The organism is Pseudomonas sp. FW305-25, assembly GCF_017351415.1.
GTDB classification, from domain to species: domain Bacteria; phylum Pseudomonadota; class Gammaproteobacteria; order Pseudomonadales; family Pseudomonadaceae; genus Aquipseudomonas; species Aquipseudomonas chlororaphis.
In genome coordinates this window covers 84194-100877 of record NZ_JACNDE010000010.1, presented here as the reverse complement: position 1 = coordinate 100877, position 16684 = coordinate 84194, and the positions used below count along the sequence as shown (strand labels likewise).

16 protein-coding genes are annotated in these 16684 nt (G+C 63.9%); 11 read left to right on the top strand and 5 right to left on the bottom strand.

What is annotated here, in order from left to right; genetic code table 11:
• The first annotated feature begins 91 nt into the window (after positions 1 to 91).
• Positions 92 to 1009, top strand: coding sequence for an alpha/beta hydrolase (locus J4E58_RS12365; protein WP_007927967.1), 918 nt, complete (start codon positions 92 to 94; stop codon positions 1007 to 1009).
• Positions 1006 to 1332, top strand: a complete 327-nt coding sequence (locus J4E58_RS12360) for a hypothetical protein (RefSeq protein WP_009042358.1) — start codon at positions 1006 to 1008, stop codon at positions 1330 to 1332. Before J4E58_RS12365 ends, J4E58_RS12360 begins: the two co-directional genes overlap by 4 nt.
• Positions 1333 to 1441: 109 nt before the next feature.
• Here the strand turns inward: J4E58_RS12360 and J4E58_RS12355 are convergent, their stop codons facing one another.
• The 3 genes from J4E58_RS12355 to J4E58_RS12345 form a co-directional block, all read right to left on the bottom strand.
• The gene (locus tag J4E58_RS12355) at positions 1442 to 2230 is read right to left on the bottom strand and encodes an OmpA family protein (RefSeq protein WP_087091362.1); all 789 of its coding nucleotides are present in this window, start codon (positions 2228 to 2230) and stop codon (positions 1442 to 1444) included.
• A gap of 53 nt (positions 2231 to 2283) precedes the next feature.
• Positions 2284 to 2697: a DUF4398 domain-containing protein gene (locus J4E58_RS12350; RefSeq protein WP_007927961.1), complete on the bottom strand. Its 414-nt coding sequence runs from the start codon at positions 2695 to 2697 to the stop codon at positions 2284 to 2286.
• A 285-nt stretch (positions 2698 to 2982) separates the two neighbouring features.
• Entirely contained in the window at positions 2983 to 3327 is a 345-nt protein-coding gene (locus J4E58_RS12345) for a hypothetical protein (RefSeq protein ID WP_007927959.1), read from the bottom strand.
• Positions 3328 to 3567: 240 nt separating this feature from the next.
• Here J4E58_RS12345 and ppc point away from each other — a divergent pair, with 240 nt between their 5' ends.
• The 6 genes from ppc to J4E58_RS12315 all read left to right on the top strand — a co-directional run bounded on the left by ppc (position 3568) and on the right by J4E58_RS12315 (position 10116).
• Complete coding sequence (ppc, locus tag J4E58_RS12340) at positions 3568 to 6198, top strand: phosphoenolpyruvate carboxylase (protein ID WP_087091363.1); 2631 nt, start codon at positions 3568 to 3570, stop codon at positions 6196 to 6198.
• A 289-nt stretch (positions 6199 to 6487) separates the two neighbouring features.
• Positions 6488 to 7135 (top strand): adenylate kinase, encoded by a 648-nt coding sequence (adk, locus tag J4E58_RS12335; RefSeq protein ID WP_007927955.1) that lies wholly within the window; start codon positions 6488 to 6490, stop codon positions 7133 to 7135.
• A 98-nt stretch (positions 7136 to 7233) separates the two neighbouring features.
• A complete protein-coding gene (gene tsaB / locus J4E58_RS12330) occupies positions 7234 to 7908 on the top strand; it encodes a tRNA (adenosine(37)-N6)-threonylcarbamoyltransferase complex dimerization subunit type 1 TsaB (protein ID WP_087091364.1) in 675 nt (224 codons plus the stop codon).
• A 185-nt stretch (positions 7909 to 8093) separates the two neighbouring features.
• Positions 8094 to 8396: a hypothetical protein gene (locus tag J4E58_RS12325; protein WP_009047187.1), complete on the top strand. Its 303-nt coding sequence runs from the start codon at positions 8094 to 8096 to the stop codon at positions 8394 to 8396.
• On the top strand, positions 8396 to 9256 hold the full coding sequence (locus tag J4E58_RS12320) for a DUF72 domain-containing protein (protein ID WP_009042363.1): 861 nt from the start codon (positions 8396 to 8398) through the stop codon (positions 9254 to 9256). The genes J4E58_RS12325 and J4E58_RS12320 overlap by 1 nt, the downstream gene beginning before the upstream one ends.
• Before the next feature lie 32 nt (positions 9257 to 9288).
• Positions 9289 to 10116: an oxaloacetate decarboxylase gene (locus J4E58_RS12315; RefSeq protein WP_087091365.1), complete on the top strand. Its 828-nt coding sequence runs from the start codon at positions 9289 to 9291 to the stop codon at positions 10114 to 10116.
• Between the two features lie 68 nt (positions 10117 to 10184).
• Here the strand turns inward: J4E58_RS12315 and J4E58_RS12310 are convergent, their stop codons facing one another.
• Complete coding sequence (locus tag J4E58_RS12310) at positions 10185 to 10805, bottom strand: energy transducer TonB (protein ID WP_172963008.1); 621 nt, start codon at positions 10803 to 10805, stop codon at positions 10185 to 10187.
• 94 nt (positions 10806 to 10899) lie between these two features.
• Between J4E58_RS12310 and J4E58_RS12305 the strand changes: the two genes are divergently transcribed.
• Complete coding sequence (locus J4E58_RS12305) at positions 10900 to 11682, top strand: class I SAM-dependent methyltransferase (protein WP_087091367.1); 783 nt, start codon at positions 10900 to 10902, stop codon at positions 11680 to 11682.
• Positions 11683 to 11763: 81 nt separating this feature from the next.
• Here the strand turns inward: J4E58_RS12305 and J4E58_RS12300 are convergent, their stop codons facing one another.
• On the bottom strand, positions 11764 to 12399 hold the full coding sequence (locus J4E58_RS12300; RefSeq protein WP_087091368.1) for a TetR/AcrR family transcriptional regulator: 636 nt from the start codon (positions 12397 to 12399) through the stop codon (positions 11764 to 11766).
• Positions 12400 to 12492: 93 nt separating this feature from the next.
• On the opposite strand from J4E58_RS12300, the gene J4E58_RS12295 reads away from it, so the two are divergent.
• The gene (locus J4E58_RS12295; RefSeq protein WP_087091369.1) at positions 12493 to 13593 is read left to right on the top strand and encodes an efflux RND transporter periplasmic adaptor subunit; all 1101 of its coding nucleotides are present in this window, start codon (positions 12493 to 12495) and stop codon (positions 13591 to 13593) included.
• A gap of 6 nt (positions 13594 to 13599) precedes the next feature.
• Positions 13600 to 16665: an efflux RND transporter permease subunit gene (locus tag J4E58_RS12290; protein ID WP_087091370.1), complete on the top strand. Its 3066-nt coding sequence runs from the start codon at positions 13600 to 13602 to the stop codon at positions 16663 to 16665.
• The last annotated feature ends 19 nt before the right edge of the window (positions 16666 to 16684 follow it).

The following is a 16684-nucleotide window of genomic DNA, read 5'->3' as shown; positions in this document are numbered from 1 at the left end:
TCGCGATGGCGATGTGCCTGACACCACGTATCGCGAGCAAGCTCGCTCCTACAGGGGGCGTTTTTCACTCTCGGCATAAGGCTTCAAACGGATGCGAGTCCTCAGCATTGTCTGCCTGCTGCTGACCCTGAGCGGTTGCAGCTCGCTGCTGTTCTATCCCGAGCGGGGCCTGCCGTTCACCCCGGACAAGGCCCGGCTCGACTACCGCGACGTCACCCTGACCGCCGCCGACGGTACGCGCTTGCACGGCTGGTGGCTGCCGGCCAAGGCCGGGGTGCCGGTCAAGGGCACGGTGCTGCACCTGCACGGCAATGGCGGCAACCTGTCCGGGCACCTCGGCGGCAGCTGGTGGTTGCCGGAGCAGGGCTATCAGGTTCTGCTGGTGGACTACCGTGGCTACGGGGTGTCGCAAGGCAAACCGAGCCTGCCGGCGATCTACCAGGACGTCGACGCGGCCTTCCAGTGGCTGGACCGGGCGCCCGAGGTCCAGGGCAAGCCGCTGATCGTCCTGGGCCAGAGCCTGGGCGGCGCCCTGGCCATCCACTATCTGGTGGAGCAGCATCCGGAACGCCAGCGCCAGCTCAAGGCCATTGTCTTCGACGGGGTACCGGCCAGTTACCGCGAGGTGGGCCGTTTTGCCCTGAGCACATCCTGGATGACCTGGCCGTTCCAGGTGCCGCTGTCGTGGCTGGTGCCCGATGGCGACAGTGCGATCAAGGCCATGGCGCGCCTGGATGGCGTGCCCAAGCTGATCTACCACAGTATCGACGATTCCCTCGTACCGCTTTCCAACGGCATCCGTCTGTATCAAGCTGCGCCCCCGCCCAGGGTGCTGCAACTGACCCGAGGCGGTCATGTGCAGACCTTCGCCGACCCGGTCTGGCGCCAGGTGATGTTGCGTTACCTTGAGGACCCGCAGCATTTCAACGGCCTGCGCCGCCTGGGCGAAATCCCCAATTACCCCACACCTTTGAATCCAGTCGTAGAACCTCCAGAGAGTCCGCAATGAGCGAAGAACGTAACGCCATCCCCCTGATCATCACCGGTATCTGCAGCATCCTCGGCACCGTGGCATGCCTGTGGTACTACGGCTACCTGCATTTCGCCAAGCCGGAGGATGCGCTGCTGCTCAACGATTTCACCATGCTCAAGACCGTGCCCGGCGAAGACTACAAGGTGTCCCTGGAGCCGGCGGCCGAGGTGGCGCAATGCATCGATGGCGTGCTGGTGCTGTTCGACACCGAGCAGAAGGGGCTGACGGGCGTGCTGATCAACAACAAGAAGCGCGCCGTGCGCTGCATGGGCCAGGAAACCCCGAAGCTGGAGCAGTGACCGGTCGGCATACCAGCGCGAGCCGCGATCCGGTTGCCGGATAAAAAAAGCCCCGCCGATCAAGGCGGGGCTTTTTATTGGGTGCGCGGTTTATCGCGCGGGGCCGGGCTTAGTTGGCGCTGATGGCCGAACGTGGCGCGACCGGCTGGTTGTCGTTGGAAATGGTCACTTCCACGCGACGGTTCATGGCGCGCCCGGAAACGCTGCCGTTGTCGGCAACCGGATATTCCTTGCCATAACCCTGGGCGACGATGCGTGCCGGATCGACACCCATCTTGATCAGGGCGACCTGTACCGAAGTGGCGCGACGCTCGGACAGCGACTGGTTGTAGGCCGCGCTGCCGGTGCTGTCGGTGTAGCCTTCGACTATCACTTTGCGGTCAGGGTTGTCGCGCAGGAACTGCGCCAGCTTGTTGATGTTGACCAGGCCGCTGGATTTCAGGTCGGCCTTGTTGGTGGCGAACAGTACGTCACCGAAGGTCACCAGCGTACCGCGGTCGGTCTGCTTGGCGTTGAGGCTCGATTGCAGTTGCTTGATCTGTGCGTCACGGGCATCCAGAAGCGCCTTGGCGCGCTGGTCGCCGGCGTCCTTGAGCTGGGTTTCCGCGGTGCGCAGGGCGATGGTCTGCTTGGCCACTTCAATCCGCTGGTTGGTCAGGTAGGCCAGTTGGTCGACCTTCTTTTCGTCCTCCTTGTTCAGGTAGGCCTTGTCGGCCTTGTCCAGCCATTCGCTGGCGTCCTTGGTTTCCAGGGCCGCCACCTTGGTGGCCTGCGGATTGGCCTGCAGGGCAGAGTAGTTGGTCCGGGCGTTTTCCAGGTTGGCGTTAGGCGGGGTGGAGCATGCCGCCAGTGCTACGCTCAGGGCCAACAGGGCAGGGATCATCAGTTGTTTACGCATAATGGTTTCGTCCTTTTATCGATTGCGAATACGTGGGAATCGGCGCCCGCGGCTCATTGCACGCTGCGCATGCCTTCCTGACGTAGTTCCTGAACGCCTTTCTGAGAGTCCTTCAATGCCTGTTCGGCCTTGGCTGCCTGAGCCTTGCGCTCGGCGACGCGGGCGTCCCATTCGGCCTGCTCGGCCAGACGCCGGGCTTCGTCGTAGTTCTTGTCGTGCATGGCGAGCTCGGCTTGCTTGAGCTTGTCCTGAGCCGATTTCATTTCCACCGCGGCAAATTCGGTACCGCCTGCGCTGACTGCGCTATTGACCGCAGATTGCGTCACCGCGTATTGCTCGCTTGGCGGATTACCGGCGCAACCGGCCAGGACCAGGCTGCTACCGAGAGCCAGCGCGGCCAGTTTCAGCCCGCGCAGAGAGGTTGACGAGGATTTGGCAGTGCTGATCTTCATGGTCTTCAACTCCATTGGATAACTCCTGAAAAACATCAAAATCCATCCCGGTTCCGACGCCGTAACGCTGAGTGACGACAAGGCTGGGGCATTGAAAATGAAACGGCCGTTCCAGGGATGGTTATTGGCTGTGACCCGAGGCTTTTTTGAATAGTTCAGAGAAGATGGCTTATTGCCCGGAAATTTCCTGACTGTGTGGACAAGGCTCTGAATAAGGAACTTTTGCCGTGCGCTGGGATACTCCTGACCCGATCCGGGGTCAGGAATAACGCTCTTATCGGTGAGAAATGCAGGCGTGGATCAGTGTTTCTGCTCGTCTGCCTGAGCCGACAGATCGTGCAGATAACGCCGCGACAGGGCGAGAAAACGCGGGGTAGGGCCGATGTCTTCGTAGAGTGGATCGCCTTCTTCGTCGGTGGCGACCACATGCTGGCCCTGGACATAAGGGAAGCTGGTCTCGAGTTCCTCCAGGGCGGCCCCGATCAGTTCGCCGAGCAGTTCCTCGGTCCGGCGTTTGGGGTACATCTCGGAAATTGCCGCCAGGCGTGCGGCGGCTTCGACATCCAGATAGATCGTGTAGCCGGTCTGGGTCAGGCGACCCTTGGCGTTTTCTTCCCAGTGTTGCGCGAGCTCACGGATTTTCATGGCAACCTCAATGAACACCTGCTTGTGGCAGGGCTTGGTGAGTGACCGGCCTGTGCCGGCGCTAAGCCGTTGTGCGGCTTACTCTTGAGACTAGCTCCATCGTGCAAGGTTTAAAGGCGCTTCGTCGTGCACCGGCGTTGCCCGCAGCTGTTCGCGTCAAGACCGCCCTTGCTAATAGCCATGTGCTGGCGGCACTCTTGGGGCTTACTAGGAGCCCCGAGTCCGCTGGAGAACAGGTAGATGACCGATATTGATGCGCGCTTGCGCGAAGATGTTCACCTGCTGGGTGAGCTGTTGGGCAACACCATTCGTGAACAGTATGGCGAGGGTTTTCTCGACAAGATCGAACAGATTCGCAAGGGTGCCAAGGCCGACCGACGCGGTTCGCTGGATGCCGAACTCAGCGCCAGCCTCAACCAGCTCAGCGAGGATGAACTGCTGCCGGTGGCGCGGGCGTTCAACCAGTTCCTCAACCTGGCCAACATCGCCGAGCAGTACCAGTTGATTCACCGTCGCGAGGAGTCGCAGCCGGCGCCGTTCGAGTCGCGGGTGCTGCCGGAACTGCTGGCGCGCCTGCGGGCCGAAGGCCATGGCGCCGAGGCGCTGGCCCGGCAGTTGGGGCGGCTGGAGATCGAGCTGGTGTTGACCGCCCACCCCACCGAAGTCGCCCGCCGCACGCTGATCCAGAAATACGATGCCATCGCCGCGCAGTTGGCTGCCCAGGACCATCGCGACCTGACCTCGGCCGAGCGCGCGCAGATCCAGACACGCTTGCAGCGGCTGATCGCCGAGGCCTGGCACACCGAAGAAATCCGCCGTACCCGGCCGACCCCGGTGGACGAAGCCAAGTGGGGCTTCGCGGTGATCGAGCATTCGCTGTGGCAGGCCATCCCCAACTATTTGCGCAAGGCCGACCAGGCTTTGCACGCGGCCACCGGCATGCATTTGCCGCTGGAGGCGGCGCCGATTCGCTTTGCTTCGTGGATGGGCGGCGACCGTGACGGCAACCCCAATGTCACCGCGGCGGTGACCCGCGAGGTGCTGTTGCTGGCGCGCTGGATGGCCGCCGACCTGTACCTGCGCGATGTCGATCAACTGGCTGCCGACCTGTCCATGCAGCAAGCCAACGCGACATTGCGGGCACTGGCCGGCGACAGCGCCGAGCCGTATCGCGCGGTGCTCAAGCAATTGCGCGAGCGCCTGCGGGCCACCCGCAACTGGGCCCAGGCCTCGTTGAGCGGTAGCGTGCCGGCGACTGCCCAGGTGCTGCAGAACAACCGCGAGCTGCTGGACCCGCTGGAGCTCTGCTACGAGTCCCTGCATGAATGCGGCATGGGCGTGATCGCCGACGGTCCGTTGCTCGATTGCCTGCGCCGCGCGGTGACCTTCGGCCTGTTCCTGGTGCGCCTGGACGTGCGTCAGGACTCCTCGCGGCACACCGCGGCCATGACCGAAATCACCGACTACCTGGGCCTGGGCCGCTACGGCGACTGGAGCGAGCAAGAGCGCATCGATTTCCTGATGCGCGAACTGGGCAGTCGTCGTCCGCTGCTGCCCGGTTATTTCAAGCCCTCGGCCGACACCGCCGAAGTGCTGGCGACCTGCCGGGAAGTCGCCGCAGCCCCGGCGGCTTCGCTGGGCTCCTATGTGATCTCCATGGCCGGCGCGGCATCCGATGTGCTCGCCGTGCAACTGCTGCTCAAGGAAGCGGGCGTGCTGCGGCCGATGCGCGTGGTGCCGCTGTTTGAAACCCTGGCCGACCTGGACAACGCCGGCCCGGTGATCGAGCAGTTGCTGCTTCTGCCAGGCTATCGTTCGCGCCTGCAGGGCCCGCAGGAAGTGATGATCGGTTATTCCGACTCGGCCAAGGATGCCGGCACCACTGCTGCCGCCTGGGCGCAGTACCGGGCCCAGGAAAAACTGGTGGATATCTGCCGCGAGCAGCAGGTCGAGCTGCTGCTGTTCCATGGTCGCGGTGGCACCGTGGGGCGTGGCGGCGGCCCGGCCCACGCGGCGATCCTGTCGCAGCCGCCGGGGTCGGTGGCGGGGCGCTTCCGTACCACCGAGCAAGGGGAAATGATTCGTTTCAAATTCGGCCTGCCGGACATCGCCGAGCAGAATCTCAATCTCTACCTGGCGGCGGTGCTGGAAGCGACCTTGCTGCCGCCGCCCCTGCCGCAGCCAGCCTGGCGCGACCTGATGGACGAACTGGCCGACGATGGGGTGAAGGCCTATCGCGCGGTGGTGCGGGAGAACCCGCAGTTCGTCGAGTATTTCCGCCAGTCCACGCCGGAGCAGGAACTGGGGCGCCTGCCACTGGGCAGCCGGCCGGCCAAGCGGCGCGCCGGCGGCATCGAAAGCCTGCGGGCCATCCCGTGGATTTTCGGCTGGACCCAGACCCGCCTGATGCTGCCGGCCTGGCTGGGCTGGGAAACCGCCTTGAGCAAGGCCCTGGAGCGCGGGGAGGGCGAGTTGCTGGGGCAGATGCGCGAACAGTGGCCGTTTTTCCGCACGCGCATCGACATGCTGGAGATGGTGTTGGCCAAGGCCGACGCGGATATCGCCCGTTCCTACGACGAACGATTGGTCGAACCGGCGCTGTTGCCATTGGGTGCGCATTTACGCGACTTATTGTCGCAGGCGTGTTCGGTGGTCTTGGGGTTGACCGGTCAGTCGCAGTTACTGGCACATAGCCCTGACACCCTGGAGTTCATTCGCCTGCGCAATACCTACCTGGACCCGCTGCATCTATTGCAGGCCGAACTGCTGGCCCGTTCGCGACGCCAGGACGGCGCCCAGGACAGCCCGGTGGAACAGGCGCTGCTGGTGTCTGTGGCGGGGATTGCCGCCGGTTTGCGCAATACCGGCTAAAGTAATTGCCGGGGTTTTCAGTGGCTTGGCACGGTACTTCGAGCGCTGGCCCGAGAGGGCTGGCGACCGTCGCCAGGCGACACTTTGTTATGGGGTTGCGACCAGCAATACCCTGTCGCCAGGGCATAAAGGCGGCGGGTTGCTCCGACTTTCGGCTGCTTGTGTGCGCTGTGTCGGCTGTGTATCTTGATCAGCCTTTGGCCGTTTGGGCGGCCACTATCCCATTTCCGAGATTGGCCCCACGAGGCGAATCCGAGCGTTTCTAAATAAAAAATTGAGGAGCACATCGATGCGCGTAATTCTGCTGGGAGCTCCCGGGGCCGGTAAAGGTACTCAGGCAAAGTTCATCACCGAAAAATTCGGCATTCCGCAAATCTCCACCGGCGACATGCTGCGCGCAGCGGTCAAGGCCGGCACCGAGCTGGGCCTGAAAGCCAAGAGCGTGATGGACGCCGGTGGTCTGGTCTCCGATGACCTGATCATCAACCTGGTCAAGGAACGCATCAGCCAGGCCGATTGCGCCAAGGGTTTCCTGTTCGACGGCTTCCCACGCACCATTCCTCAGGCCGAAGCGCTGGTCAAAGCCGGCGTCGAGCTGGACAACGTGGTCGAGATCGCCGTCGACGACGAAGAGATCGTCCAGCGTATCGCTGGCCGCCGTGTGCACGAAGCCTCGGGCCGCGTTTACCACACCGTCTACAATCCGCCGAAAATCGCCGGTAAAGACGACATCACCGGTGAAGACCTGGTCCAGCGTAAAGACGACACCGAAGAAACCGTGCGTCATCGCCTGTCGGTCTATCACTCCCAGACCAAGCCGCTGGTGGAGTTCTACCAGAGCCTGGCCGCCAGCCAGGGCAAGCCGAAGTACAGCCACATCGCGGGCGTCGGTTCGGTCGAGTCGATCACCGGCAAGGTGCTCGAAGCGCTGAGCTGATCAGTCGTACCAGCTTGATCTTCAACGGCCCGCTTGCGGGCCGTTGCTGTTTATAATGCGTCACTTTTTTCAACTCCCTCTGCCTTATGGAAACATCGATGAGCACCTTGCTGGCCCTGGACACCGCGACTGAAGCCTGCTCGGTTGCCTTGCTGCACGACGGCAAGGTGACGAGCCACTACGAGGTGATCCCGCGCCTGCATGCACAGAAGCTGCTGCCGATGATCCAGAAACTGCTGGCCGATGCCGGCACCAGCGTGCAGGCCGTCGATGCCATTGCCTTCGGTCGCGGGCCTGGGGCCTTTACCGGTGTGCGGATCGCCATCGGCGTGGTCCAGGGCCTGGCCTTCGCCCTGGAGCGCCCGGTGCTGCCGGTGTCGAACCTGGCGGTGCTGGCGCAGCGCGCATTGCGCGAACACGGCGCGACCCAGGTGGCCGCCGCCATCGATGCGCGAATGGATGAGGTCTACTGGGGCTGCTACCGCGAAGTGGCGGGCGAGATGCGCCTGGCAGGGGCCGAAGCGGTGCTGCCGCCGGAAGCCGCTGCGTTGCCGGTGGACGCCAGCGGCGACTGGTTCGGCGCGGGCACCGGCTGGGGCTACGCCGAGCGTATCGGGGTTAATCTCAGTGGCCAGGACGCGGGCATGCTGCCCCACGCCGAAGATTTGCTGACCCTGGCGCGCTTTGCCTGGGAGCGCGGCGAGGCGATCCCGGCGGATGAGGCGCAACCGGTGTACCTGCGGGACAAGGTGGCGACGCCAAAAGCGCGCTGACAGGCCGCTGCAGAGCTGTTCGCCATCACGAGCCCGCGTGGCGAGCGTGTCAATCGTCAGGTTTTCGTGCCAGTTTCCGGTGGCTTTTAAACCTTTTGCATTTTCTGTGTTCTAGTTATCACTCGGCATTTGCGTAGTCGGCGAGGTGCCGCTAAATTGCCATCATCGATATCGAGCATGTGATTATGCGCATAGACGGCATTTCCTCTCAGTCCTACCCCATCAAGCGCAAGCCTCGCAAAGGCAGCGTGCTGCTGGACGACTCCCTCGAGGACGCAGATGCCGTCGAAGTCCAACCCGAGACTCCTGCCCAGGCGCGCTCCCAGGCTTCCGCCGGGCGCACCAGCAACCTGCCCGCCCGTCCACAGGACATGATCTTCCAGCGCGCCATGAAAAGAAGCGTCGCCAACGCTCTGGCCAGCTACCTGACCACCGCCGGTTTCGTCGATTGGGATATGGAAGTGGTGGGTCTCGACCTGCACATCTGATGTTGCTGCCTTATTACCTCGGTTGTCCTTCCTGGAGCGAAAACGCCTGGCGTGAGTACCTGTACCCGGAAAGCGCGCGGCCGACGGATTTTCTCGGCCTGTATTGCCAGGTCTTCAATGCCGTGGAAGGCAATACCACCTTCTATGCGCGCCCCGCCGAGGCCACGGTGCAGCGCTGGGCGCAGACCATGCCCGAACATTTCCGCTTCACCGCCAAGTTTCCCGGCGACATCAGCCATGGCGGCGACCTGCGCGAACAATTGGGCGCGGCCGAGAGCTTCCTGCAGTTGCTCAGCCCGCTGGGCGAACGTGTTTCGCCGCTGTGGCTGCAACTGCCCGCAAGCTTCACACCGCAGCGCCTGGCGGAACTGGCGGGCTTTATCGACGGCCTGGAGCGGCCGTTGGCGGTGGAAGTCCGGCATCGGGATTTCTTCGCCAAGGGCGATGCCGAGCGCATGCTCAACCGCCTGCTGCTGGATCGTGGGGTAGAGCGCATCTGCCTCGACCCGCGCGCCTTGTTCAGTTGCACGTCCAGCGAGCCGTCGGTGCTCCATGCGCAATCGAAGAAACCCAAGGTACCGCCGCGCCCGGCCGCCTTCACCCAGTTTCCCCAGGTGCGCTTTATCGGTCATCCGGAGCTTGAGGCCAATGACCCGTTCCTGGTGCCCTGGATCGACAAGGTCGCCGGCTGGATCGAGGAAGGGCGAACCCCCTACATCTTCCTGCACACCGCTGATAACCGCCTGGCCGCCGAGCTGGCGCGGCGTTTTCACGCGCGCCTGATGGAGCGCCTGCCTGGATTGCCGGCCTTGCCTGAGCTATACAGAGAGCCCGCCGCGGAGCAACTCGGCTTGCTCTGAGCGGGATCATTTCCCTGCCCAGGAGTCCGCCAATGGATGCGCAAACCCTTCGTGCCCAAACCTTCAAGGCCCTGCATGAGCGTGATCGGGCTTTCGTGATTCCCAACCCTTGGGACGCGGGCTCCGCCAAGATGCTGGCCAGCCTCGGCTTCGAGGCCCTGGCGACCACCAGCGCCGGTTTCGCTTTTTCCCTGGGGCGCCCCGACGCCGAAGGTGCCTTGTCCCTGGAGGACACCCTGGGTAACGTTCGCGCCATAGTCGGCGCCAGCAGCCTGCCGGTGGCGGTGGACCTGGAGAACGGTTTTTCCGACAGCCCCGAAGGCTGTGCCCGGACCCTGCGCCAAGCGGCCACCTGCGGGGCGGTGGGCGGCTCCATCGAAGACGCCACGGGCCGGGCCGATGATCCGATCTATGACTTCAAACTGGCGGTCGAGCGTATCGAGGCGTCGGTCGCCGCAGTGCGGCAATTGCCTTTTCCCTTTGTGCTCACGGCACGGGCGGAAAACCTGCTGCATGGCCGGCAGGACCTGCCGGACACCCTTCGCCGCCTGCAAGCCTATGCCGAGGCCGGCGCCGATGTGCTGTATGCGCCTGGGTTGCGCTCGGCCGAGGAAATCATCGCTGTGGTCCGCGCGGTGGCGCCCAAACCGGTCAACGTGCTGATGTCGGGTGGCCTGAAATTGACCCTGGCGCAGTTGAGCAAGCTGGGGGTGAAGCGGATCAGCGTCGGTTCGGCCCTGGCGCGGGCCGCCTATGGCGCCTTCTATCAGGCAGCGCAGGAAATCCGCGACCACGGCAGCTTCGACTTTGCCGACCAGGCTTTGCCGTTCGGGCAGATCAATCGGTTGTTCAAGGGCTGAGCGGGGCGGGAAAGCGTCGTTGCTGGCTGCGCTCAGGCTAATGAGTGTCTGACGCGGCTGGTTGAAGGTCAGGCGGCGATCCGCAGGTTCTGCAGGATCAGCGGACGCGCCCAGCCGGTATCGAAATCGAACTGCTTCTGTTGCTCGATGAGCTCTTGCGGCGGGAAGGGCGGGAAGGGTTTATCCAGCAGGTCCAGTTCGAATTCGGCGATCGGCAGGTGCAACGGCCGCGGTTGCGGCGCCGGGCCCGGCTCGGGCAGGGGCTGGCCGGCATTGAGGACAATGGGGCGTACCCAGCCGCTTTCGAAGTCTTGCTGGTGTTGCTGGGCGGCGATTTCTTCCGGCGGGAACGGCGGAAACGGTTTGTCCAGCAGCTCGGTTTCGAACTCGGCGATCGGTAGGAACAACGGTTCCGGCGGGCGGATCTCGGTGTCCTGGACGTCGCAATGACGCTGGGTAACGATTTGCGCCAGCAGGTCGCTGCCGCCATGGGGTTCGGTCGGGCCGTCCACGGCCACCGGAGAATTGTCGTCAGTGACCTTCGTGCCATCGCCGCGTTGCTCGGCCAGCGCCTGGGCAAAAAAATCCTGCCACAGATGGCTGACGCCGCTCAGTGCTTGGGAATTTTTTAGGCCGTAATCGCCGTGGGGCGATATGACGCCAATGGATAGGCTTCGAATGTCTGACATTTCTCTCGGGTCGACGCTCAGCTCTGGCAAAATGCCGGATAGTTCTTTTATCGGCAGTTTTTGCCGATCATTAATTTTTTGAGCGTGTTTTCAGATGAGTGAGCAACCAGCGGCCTGCCGCATCAAAGTCGAGGCCTTGGCCGAGGCATTCCAGCCGCAGGCCGCGCATTGGGCCGAGCGACTGGAGCTGCCATTGCAGATCGACGAGGCGGAGTTCGCCCTGCAGGTCGGCGAGCAGGGCTTGCAGCTGCAGCAGCTCGGCGCCGACGCGCCAGGGCCGGTGCGGGTGGACTTTGTCGAGGGTGGCGCGGCGCACCGGCGGCTGTATGGCGGCGGTAGCGGGCAGATGATCGCCAAGGCGGTGGGCATTACCCAGGGCGTGCGCCCGCGGATCCTGGATGCCACGGCGGGGCTGGGCAAGGATGCGTTCGTCCTGGCCAGCCTCGGCTGCGAGATGAGCCTGATCGAGCGCCAGCCCTTGATCGGCGCCTTGCTCGAAGACGGCCTGGCCCGGGCGGGAGAGGATTTCGAAGTGGCGCCGATCGTGGCGCGCATGCGCCTGCTCAAGGGCAACTCGATCGAGGTGATGCGCAATTGGGAGGGCGAGCCGCCCCAGGTGATCTACCTGGACCCGATGTTCCCGCATCGGGAAAAGACCGCGCTGGTGAAAAAGGAAATGCGCCTGTTCCGCCCACTGGTCGGGGACGACCCGGACGCCCCGGCACTGCTGGAGGCCGCCCTGGCCCTGGCCAGCCACCGGGTGGTGGTCAAGCGCCCGCGCAAGGCGCCGTGCATCGCAGGCCCCAAGCCGAGCCATGCGCTGGATGGCAAATCCAGCCGTTACGATATCTATCCGAAGAAGGCGCTGAAGGCCTGATCTTCATCGGTTTTTTCGCCAGCAAGCTCGCTCCTACAGAGACTGCGCATGACCTGTAGGAGCTTGCTCGCGATAGGGCCTTCAGGCTCGATACGCGCGCATGAACAACCCCACCACTTCCCGTACATGCTCCTCGGCGGCTTCGTCACTCAGCAGTTCGCCGCAGCCGTAGAGCAGGCGAAAGTTCGCCGCGCCTTTGAGCAGGCAGAAGAAATGCTCGGCGGCATTGCGCGGTTTGTCGATGCGCAGGGCGCCGCTCTGGTCGATCCTCGTCAGCAGCCGCTCCATACCTTGCACCATGCGTTGTGGCCCGGCCTCGAAGAAGATCTGCGAGAGCTTCGGGTCCTGGCTGCCCAGGGCCATGATCAGGCGATGCAGGTTCAAGGATTCTTCGCTGTTGATCAGCAGGTGAAAGCCCCGGGCGATATTCAGCAGCACGTTTTCGATCGGCATGCCGGCCGGCAGCTCGAAGATCAGCGTCGGTAACTGCTCCTCGCACTTGGCCATTACCGCGGCGGAGAACAAGGTCTCCTTATCGTTGAAATGGCTGTACACCGTCAGCTTGGAAACACCGGCTTCGGCAGCTACCGCGTCCATGCTGGTGTTGGCGTAGCCGTTGCTCAGAAACAGCGTTTTCGCGGCTTCGAGAATGGCCTGGCGTTTTGCCAGGTCCTTGGGGCGGCCGGGGCCGTTTGAGGTAGAAAGATTGTCGGACATTCTTCGCTTTAATACTGGACTGGTGAGTTTGCTATTAATAACATACCCACCAGTATAATTATTCGAAGCACCCTTAGCGAAAGGTCCCCCGCCATGTTCCGCTATGCCTTATCCCTCGCGTTGCCAGTCAGCCTGGCCGTTCTGCTGTCCGCGTGCGGCCATGAAGAAACGGCGCAAACCACCGTCCGCCCGGCCATGGTGGTGCAGCCAGAGCCCGCGGCGCAGGCCATGGACAGCTACCCCGGCGAGGTCCGCGCGCGTTACGAACCGGACCTGGCGTTCCGGATTGGGGGTAAGGTCAGCCGACGACTGGTCGATGAGGGGCAGCGGGTGAAAGCCGACCAGCCATTGGCCGAGCTCGACCCGCAGGACGTGCGGCTGCAACTGGAAGCCACCCGGGCCCAGGTGGCGGCGGCCGAAGCCAACCTGAATCTGGTGCGCTCCGAGCGTGACCGCTACAAGACCTTGATGGACCGGCAACTGGTCAGCCGTTCCCAGTACGACAACGCCGAAAACCTGTATCGCTCCGGCCTGGCCCGGCTCAAGCAGATCAAGGCCGAGTTCGACGTGGCCAGCAACCAGGCCGGTTACGCCGTGCTGCGCGCGCCCCAGGATGGAGTCGTGGCCCGGCGCACGGTCGAGGTTGGCCAGGTGGTCGCCGCCGGCCAGACCGTCTTTACCCTGGCTACCGACGGCGAGCGGGAAGTGCTGATCAGCCTGCCGGAGCAGGGTTTCGGCCGCTTCCGCATCGGCCAGCCGGTGTCAGTGGAGCTGTGGAGCCAGCCCGACCAGCGTTTCGCCGGGCAGATCCGCGAGCTGTCGCCGGCCGCCGACCCACGCTCCCGTACCTTCGCCGCCCGCATCGCCTTTACCGCCGGCAAGGTCCCGGCCGAGCTGGGGCAGAGCGCCCGAGTGTTCATCCAGGCCGCGGCCAGTGTGCCGTTGTCGGTGCCGCTGTCGGCGGTGACTGCGGAGAACGGTGCCGCCTATGTCTGGCGGGTCGACGCCAACAACACCCTGAAAAAGACCCCGGTGCGTCTCGGCGCCTTTGGCGAAAAGAGCGTGCCGGTTCTCGAAGGCCTCGGCGTCAGCGACTGGGTGGTGGCGGCGGGTGTGCATGTGCTCCATGAGGGGCAGCAGGTGCGCCCGGTGGATCGCTCCAACCGCGTGGTCAATCTGGCGGCCAAGGAGTAATCCCCGATGGGTTTCAATCTTTCCGAATGGGCGTTGCGCAACCGCCAGATCGTGTTGTTCCTGATGCTGTTACTGGCCATTGTCGGGGCGTTGTCCTACACCAAGCTGGGCCAGAGCGAAGACCCGCCCTTCACCTTCAAGGCCATGGTGATCCGCACCAACTGGCCGGGCGCCACGGCCCAGGAGGTTTCCCGGCAGGTCACCGAACGCATCGAAAAGAAACTGATGGAAACCGGCGAATACGAGCGCATCGTCTCGTTTTCCCGCCCTGGCGAGTCCCAGGTGACCTTCATGGCGCGCGACTCGATGCACTCGAACCAGATCCCCGAGCTCTGGTATCAGGTACGCAAGAAGATCAGCGATATTCGCCATACCCTGCCGCCGGGTATCCAGGGCCCGTTCTTCAACGATGAGTTCGGCACCACCTTTGGCAATATCTATGCGCTGACCGGCGACGGTTTCGACTACGCGGTGCTCAAGGATTACGCCGACCGCATCCAGATCCAGCTGCAGCGGGTCAAGGACGTGGGCAAGGTCGACCTGCTGGGCTTGCAGGACGAGAAGGTCTGGATCGAGCTGTCGAACGTCAAGCTGGCGACCCTCGGCCTGCCGCTGGCGGCGGTGCAGCAGGCCCTGGAGGAGCAGAACGCGGTGTCCACCGCCGGCTTCTTCGAGACCAGCAGCGAGCGCCTGCAATTGCGGGTGTCCGGTAATTTCCAGAGCGTCGAGCAGATTAGCAACTTCCCGATCCGGGTGGCCGACCGCACCTTCCGTATCGGCGATGTGGCGGATGTGCGTCGCGGCTTCAACGATCCACCGGCGCCGCGCATGCGTTTCATGGGCCAGGACGCGATCGGCCTCGCCGTGGCGATGAAGGACGGCGGCGACATCCTGGTGTTGGGCAAGGCGCTGGAACTGGAGTTCGCCCGGATCCAGAAAAACCTCCCCGCCGGCATGGAACTGCGCAAGGTCTCCGACCAGCCGGCCGCGGTGAAGACCGGCGTCGGTGAGTTCGTCCAGGTGTTGGTGGAAGCCCTGGCGATCGTGCTGCTGGTGAGCTTCTTTTCCCTCGGCGTGCGCACCGGCATGGTGGTGGCCCTGGCGATTCCGCTGGTGCTGGCGATGACCTTCGCCACCATGTACTACCTAGGGATCGGCCTGCACAAGATCTCCCTAGGCGCGCTGGTGTTGGCGCTGGGCCTGCTGGTGGACGACGCGATCATCGCGGTGGAGATGATGGCGATCAAGATGGAGCAGGGCTACGACCGGCTCAAGGCCGCCAGCTACGCCTGGACCAGCACGGCGTTCCCGATGCTCACCGGTACCCTGATCACTGCCGCGGGTTTCCTGCCGATCGCCACGGCGCAGTCCGGCACCGGCGAATACACCCGTTCGATCTTCCAGGTGGTGACCATCGCCTTGCTGGCCTCATGGATCGCCGCGGTGGTGTTCGTGCCCTACCTGGGCGAGAAGCTGCTGCCGGACCTGGCCAAGCTGCATGCGGCCAAGCACGGCAGCGCCGACGGCCAGCCCGATCCGTACGGCACGCCGTTCTATCAGCGGGTGCGGCGGATGGTGGAATGGTGCGTGCGCCGGCGCAAGACCGTGATCGCCTTGACCGTGCTGCTGTTCATTGCCTCGGTGATGCTGTTCCGCTTCGTGCCGCAGCAGTTCTTCCCGGCTTCCGGGCGCCTGGAGCTGATGGTCGACCTGAAGCTGGCCGAGGGCGCGTCCCTGAGCAACACCGCCGATCAGGTCAAGCGCCTGGAGGCGATGCTCAAGGATCACGCCGGCATCGATAACTATGTGGCTTACGTCGGCACCGGTTCGCCGCGTTTCTACCTGCCCCTGGACCAGCAACTGCCGGCGGCGAGTTTTGCCCAGTTCGTGGTGCTGGCCAAGACCATCGAGGAGCGTGAAAGCCTGCGCAGCTGGCTGATCGAAACCCTCGACGAGCAGTTCCCGGCCCTGCGCTCGCGAGTCACCCGCCTGGAGAACGGCCCGCCCGTGGGCTATCCGGTGCAGTTCCGCGTCACCGGCGAGCACATCGAAGAGGTGCGGGCCCTGGCGCGCAAGGTGGCGGCCAAGGTCCGCGAGAACCCCCACGTGGTCAACGTGCACCTGGATTGGGAGGAGCCGAGCAAGGTGGTCTACCTCAATATCGATCAGGACCGTGCGCGGGCCCTGGGCGTGAGTACCGCCAACCTGGCGAAATTCCTGCAAAGCTCGCTGACCGGTTCCAGCGTCAGCCAGTACCGCGAAGACAACGAGTTGATCGAGATCCTGCTGCGCGGGACCTTGCATGAACGCACCGAGCTGTCGCTGCTGTCGAGCCTGGCGGTGCCCACCGACAACGGCAAGAGCGTGGCGCTGTCGCAGGTCGCGACCCTGGAATACGGCTTCGAGGAAGGCATCATCTGGCACCGTAACCGCCTGCCGAACGTCACCGTGCGGGCCGACATCTATGGCAAGGAACAGCCGGCGACCCTGGTGCAACAGATCCTGCCGACCCTGGAGCCGATCCGCGCCGAACTGCCGGACGGTTACCTGCTGGACGTCGGCGGCACCGTGGAAGACTCGGCCCGCGGGCAGAACTCGGTGAAGGCCGGCGTGCCGCTGTTCATCGTGGTGGTGCTGACCCTGCTGATGCTGCAACTACGCAGCTTCTCGCGCACGGCGATGGTGTTCCTCACCGCGCCGCTGGGGCTGATCGGCGTGACCCTGTTCCTGATGGTGTTCCGCCAGCCGTTCGGCTTCGTGGCGATGCTCGGGACCATCGCGCTGTCGGGGATGATCATGCGCAACTCGGTGATCCTGGTGGATCAGATCGAGCAGGACATCGCCGCCGGGCTCACGCCGTGGCAGGCGATCATCGAGGCGACGGTCAGGCGTTTCCGGCCGATCGTGCTGACCGCGCTGGCGGCGGTGCTGGCGATGATCCCGCTGTCACGCAGCGTGTTCTTCGGGCCGATGGCGGTGGCGATCATGGGCGGGCTGATTGTAGCGACGGCGCTGACCCTGCTGTTCTTGCCGGCGTTGTACGCGGCGTGGTTCCGGGTCAAAAAAACCTGATTCGCCTGTAGGAGCGAGG

Coding starts and splice junctions, on each gene's coding strand:
- J4E58_RS12350 (WP_007927961.1), bottom strand. CDS start 2,697: ATGGAGTTGAAGACCATGAAGATCAGCACTGCCAAATCCTCGTCAACC.
- J4E58_RS12345 (WP_007927959.1), bottom strand. CDS start 3,327: ATGAAAATCCGTGAGCTCGCGCAACACTGGGAAGAAAACGCCAAGGGT.
- tsaB (WP_087091364.1), top strand. CDS start 7,234: ATGAGCACCTTGCTGGCCCTGGACACCGCGACTGAAGCCTGCTCGGTT.
- J4E58_RS12355 (WP_087091362.1), bottom strand. CDS start 2,230: ATGCGTAAACAACTGATGATCCCTGCCCTGTTGGCCCTGAGCGTAGCA.
- J4E58_RS12315 (WP_087091365.1), top strand. CDS start 9,289: ATGGATGCGCAAACCCTTCGTGCCCAAACCTTCAAGGCCCTGCATGAG.
- ppc (WP_087091363.1), top strand. CDS start 3,568: ATGACCGATATTGATGCGCGCTTGCGCGAAGATGTTCACCTGCTGGGT.
- J4E58_RS12300 (WP_087091368.1), bottom strand. CDS start 12,399: ATGTCCGACAATCTTTCTACCTCAAACGGCCCCGGCCGCCCCAAGGAC.
- J4E58_RS12305 (WP_087091367.1), top strand. CDS start 10,900: ATGAGTGAGCAACCAGCGGCCTGCCGCATCAAAGTCGAGGCCTTGGCC.
- J4E58_RS12365 (WP_007927967.1), top strand. CDS start 92: ATGCGAGTCCTCAGCATTGTCTGCCTGCTGCTGACCCTGAGCGGTTGC.
- J4E58_RS12290 (WP_087091370.1), top strand. CDS start 13,600: ATGGGTTTCAATCTTTCCGAATGGGCGTTGCGCAACCGCCAGATCGTG.
- J4E58_RS12325 (WP_009047187.1), top strand. CDS start 8,094: ATGCGCATAGACGGCATTTCCTCTCAGTCCTACCCCATCAAGCGCAAG.
- J4E58_RS12320 (WP_009042363.1), top strand. CDS start 8,396: ATGTTGCTGCCTTATTACCTCGGTTGTCCTTCCTGGAGCGAAAACGCC.
- J4E58_RS12360 (WP_009042358.1), top strand. CDS start 1,006: ATGAGCGAAGAACGTAACGCCATCCCCCTGATCATCACCGGTATCTGC.
- J4E58_RS12295 (WP_087091369.1), top strand. CDS start 12,493: ATGTTCCGCTATGCCTTATCCCTCGCGTTGCCAGTCAGCCTGGCCGTT.
- adk (WP_007927955.1), top strand. CDS start 6,488: ATGCGCGTAATTCTGCTGGGAGCTCCCGGGGCCGGTAAAGGTACTCAG.
- J4E58_RS12310 (WP_172963008.1), bottom strand. CDS start 10,805: ATGTCAGACATTCGAAGCCTATCCATTGGCGTCATATCGCCCCACGGC.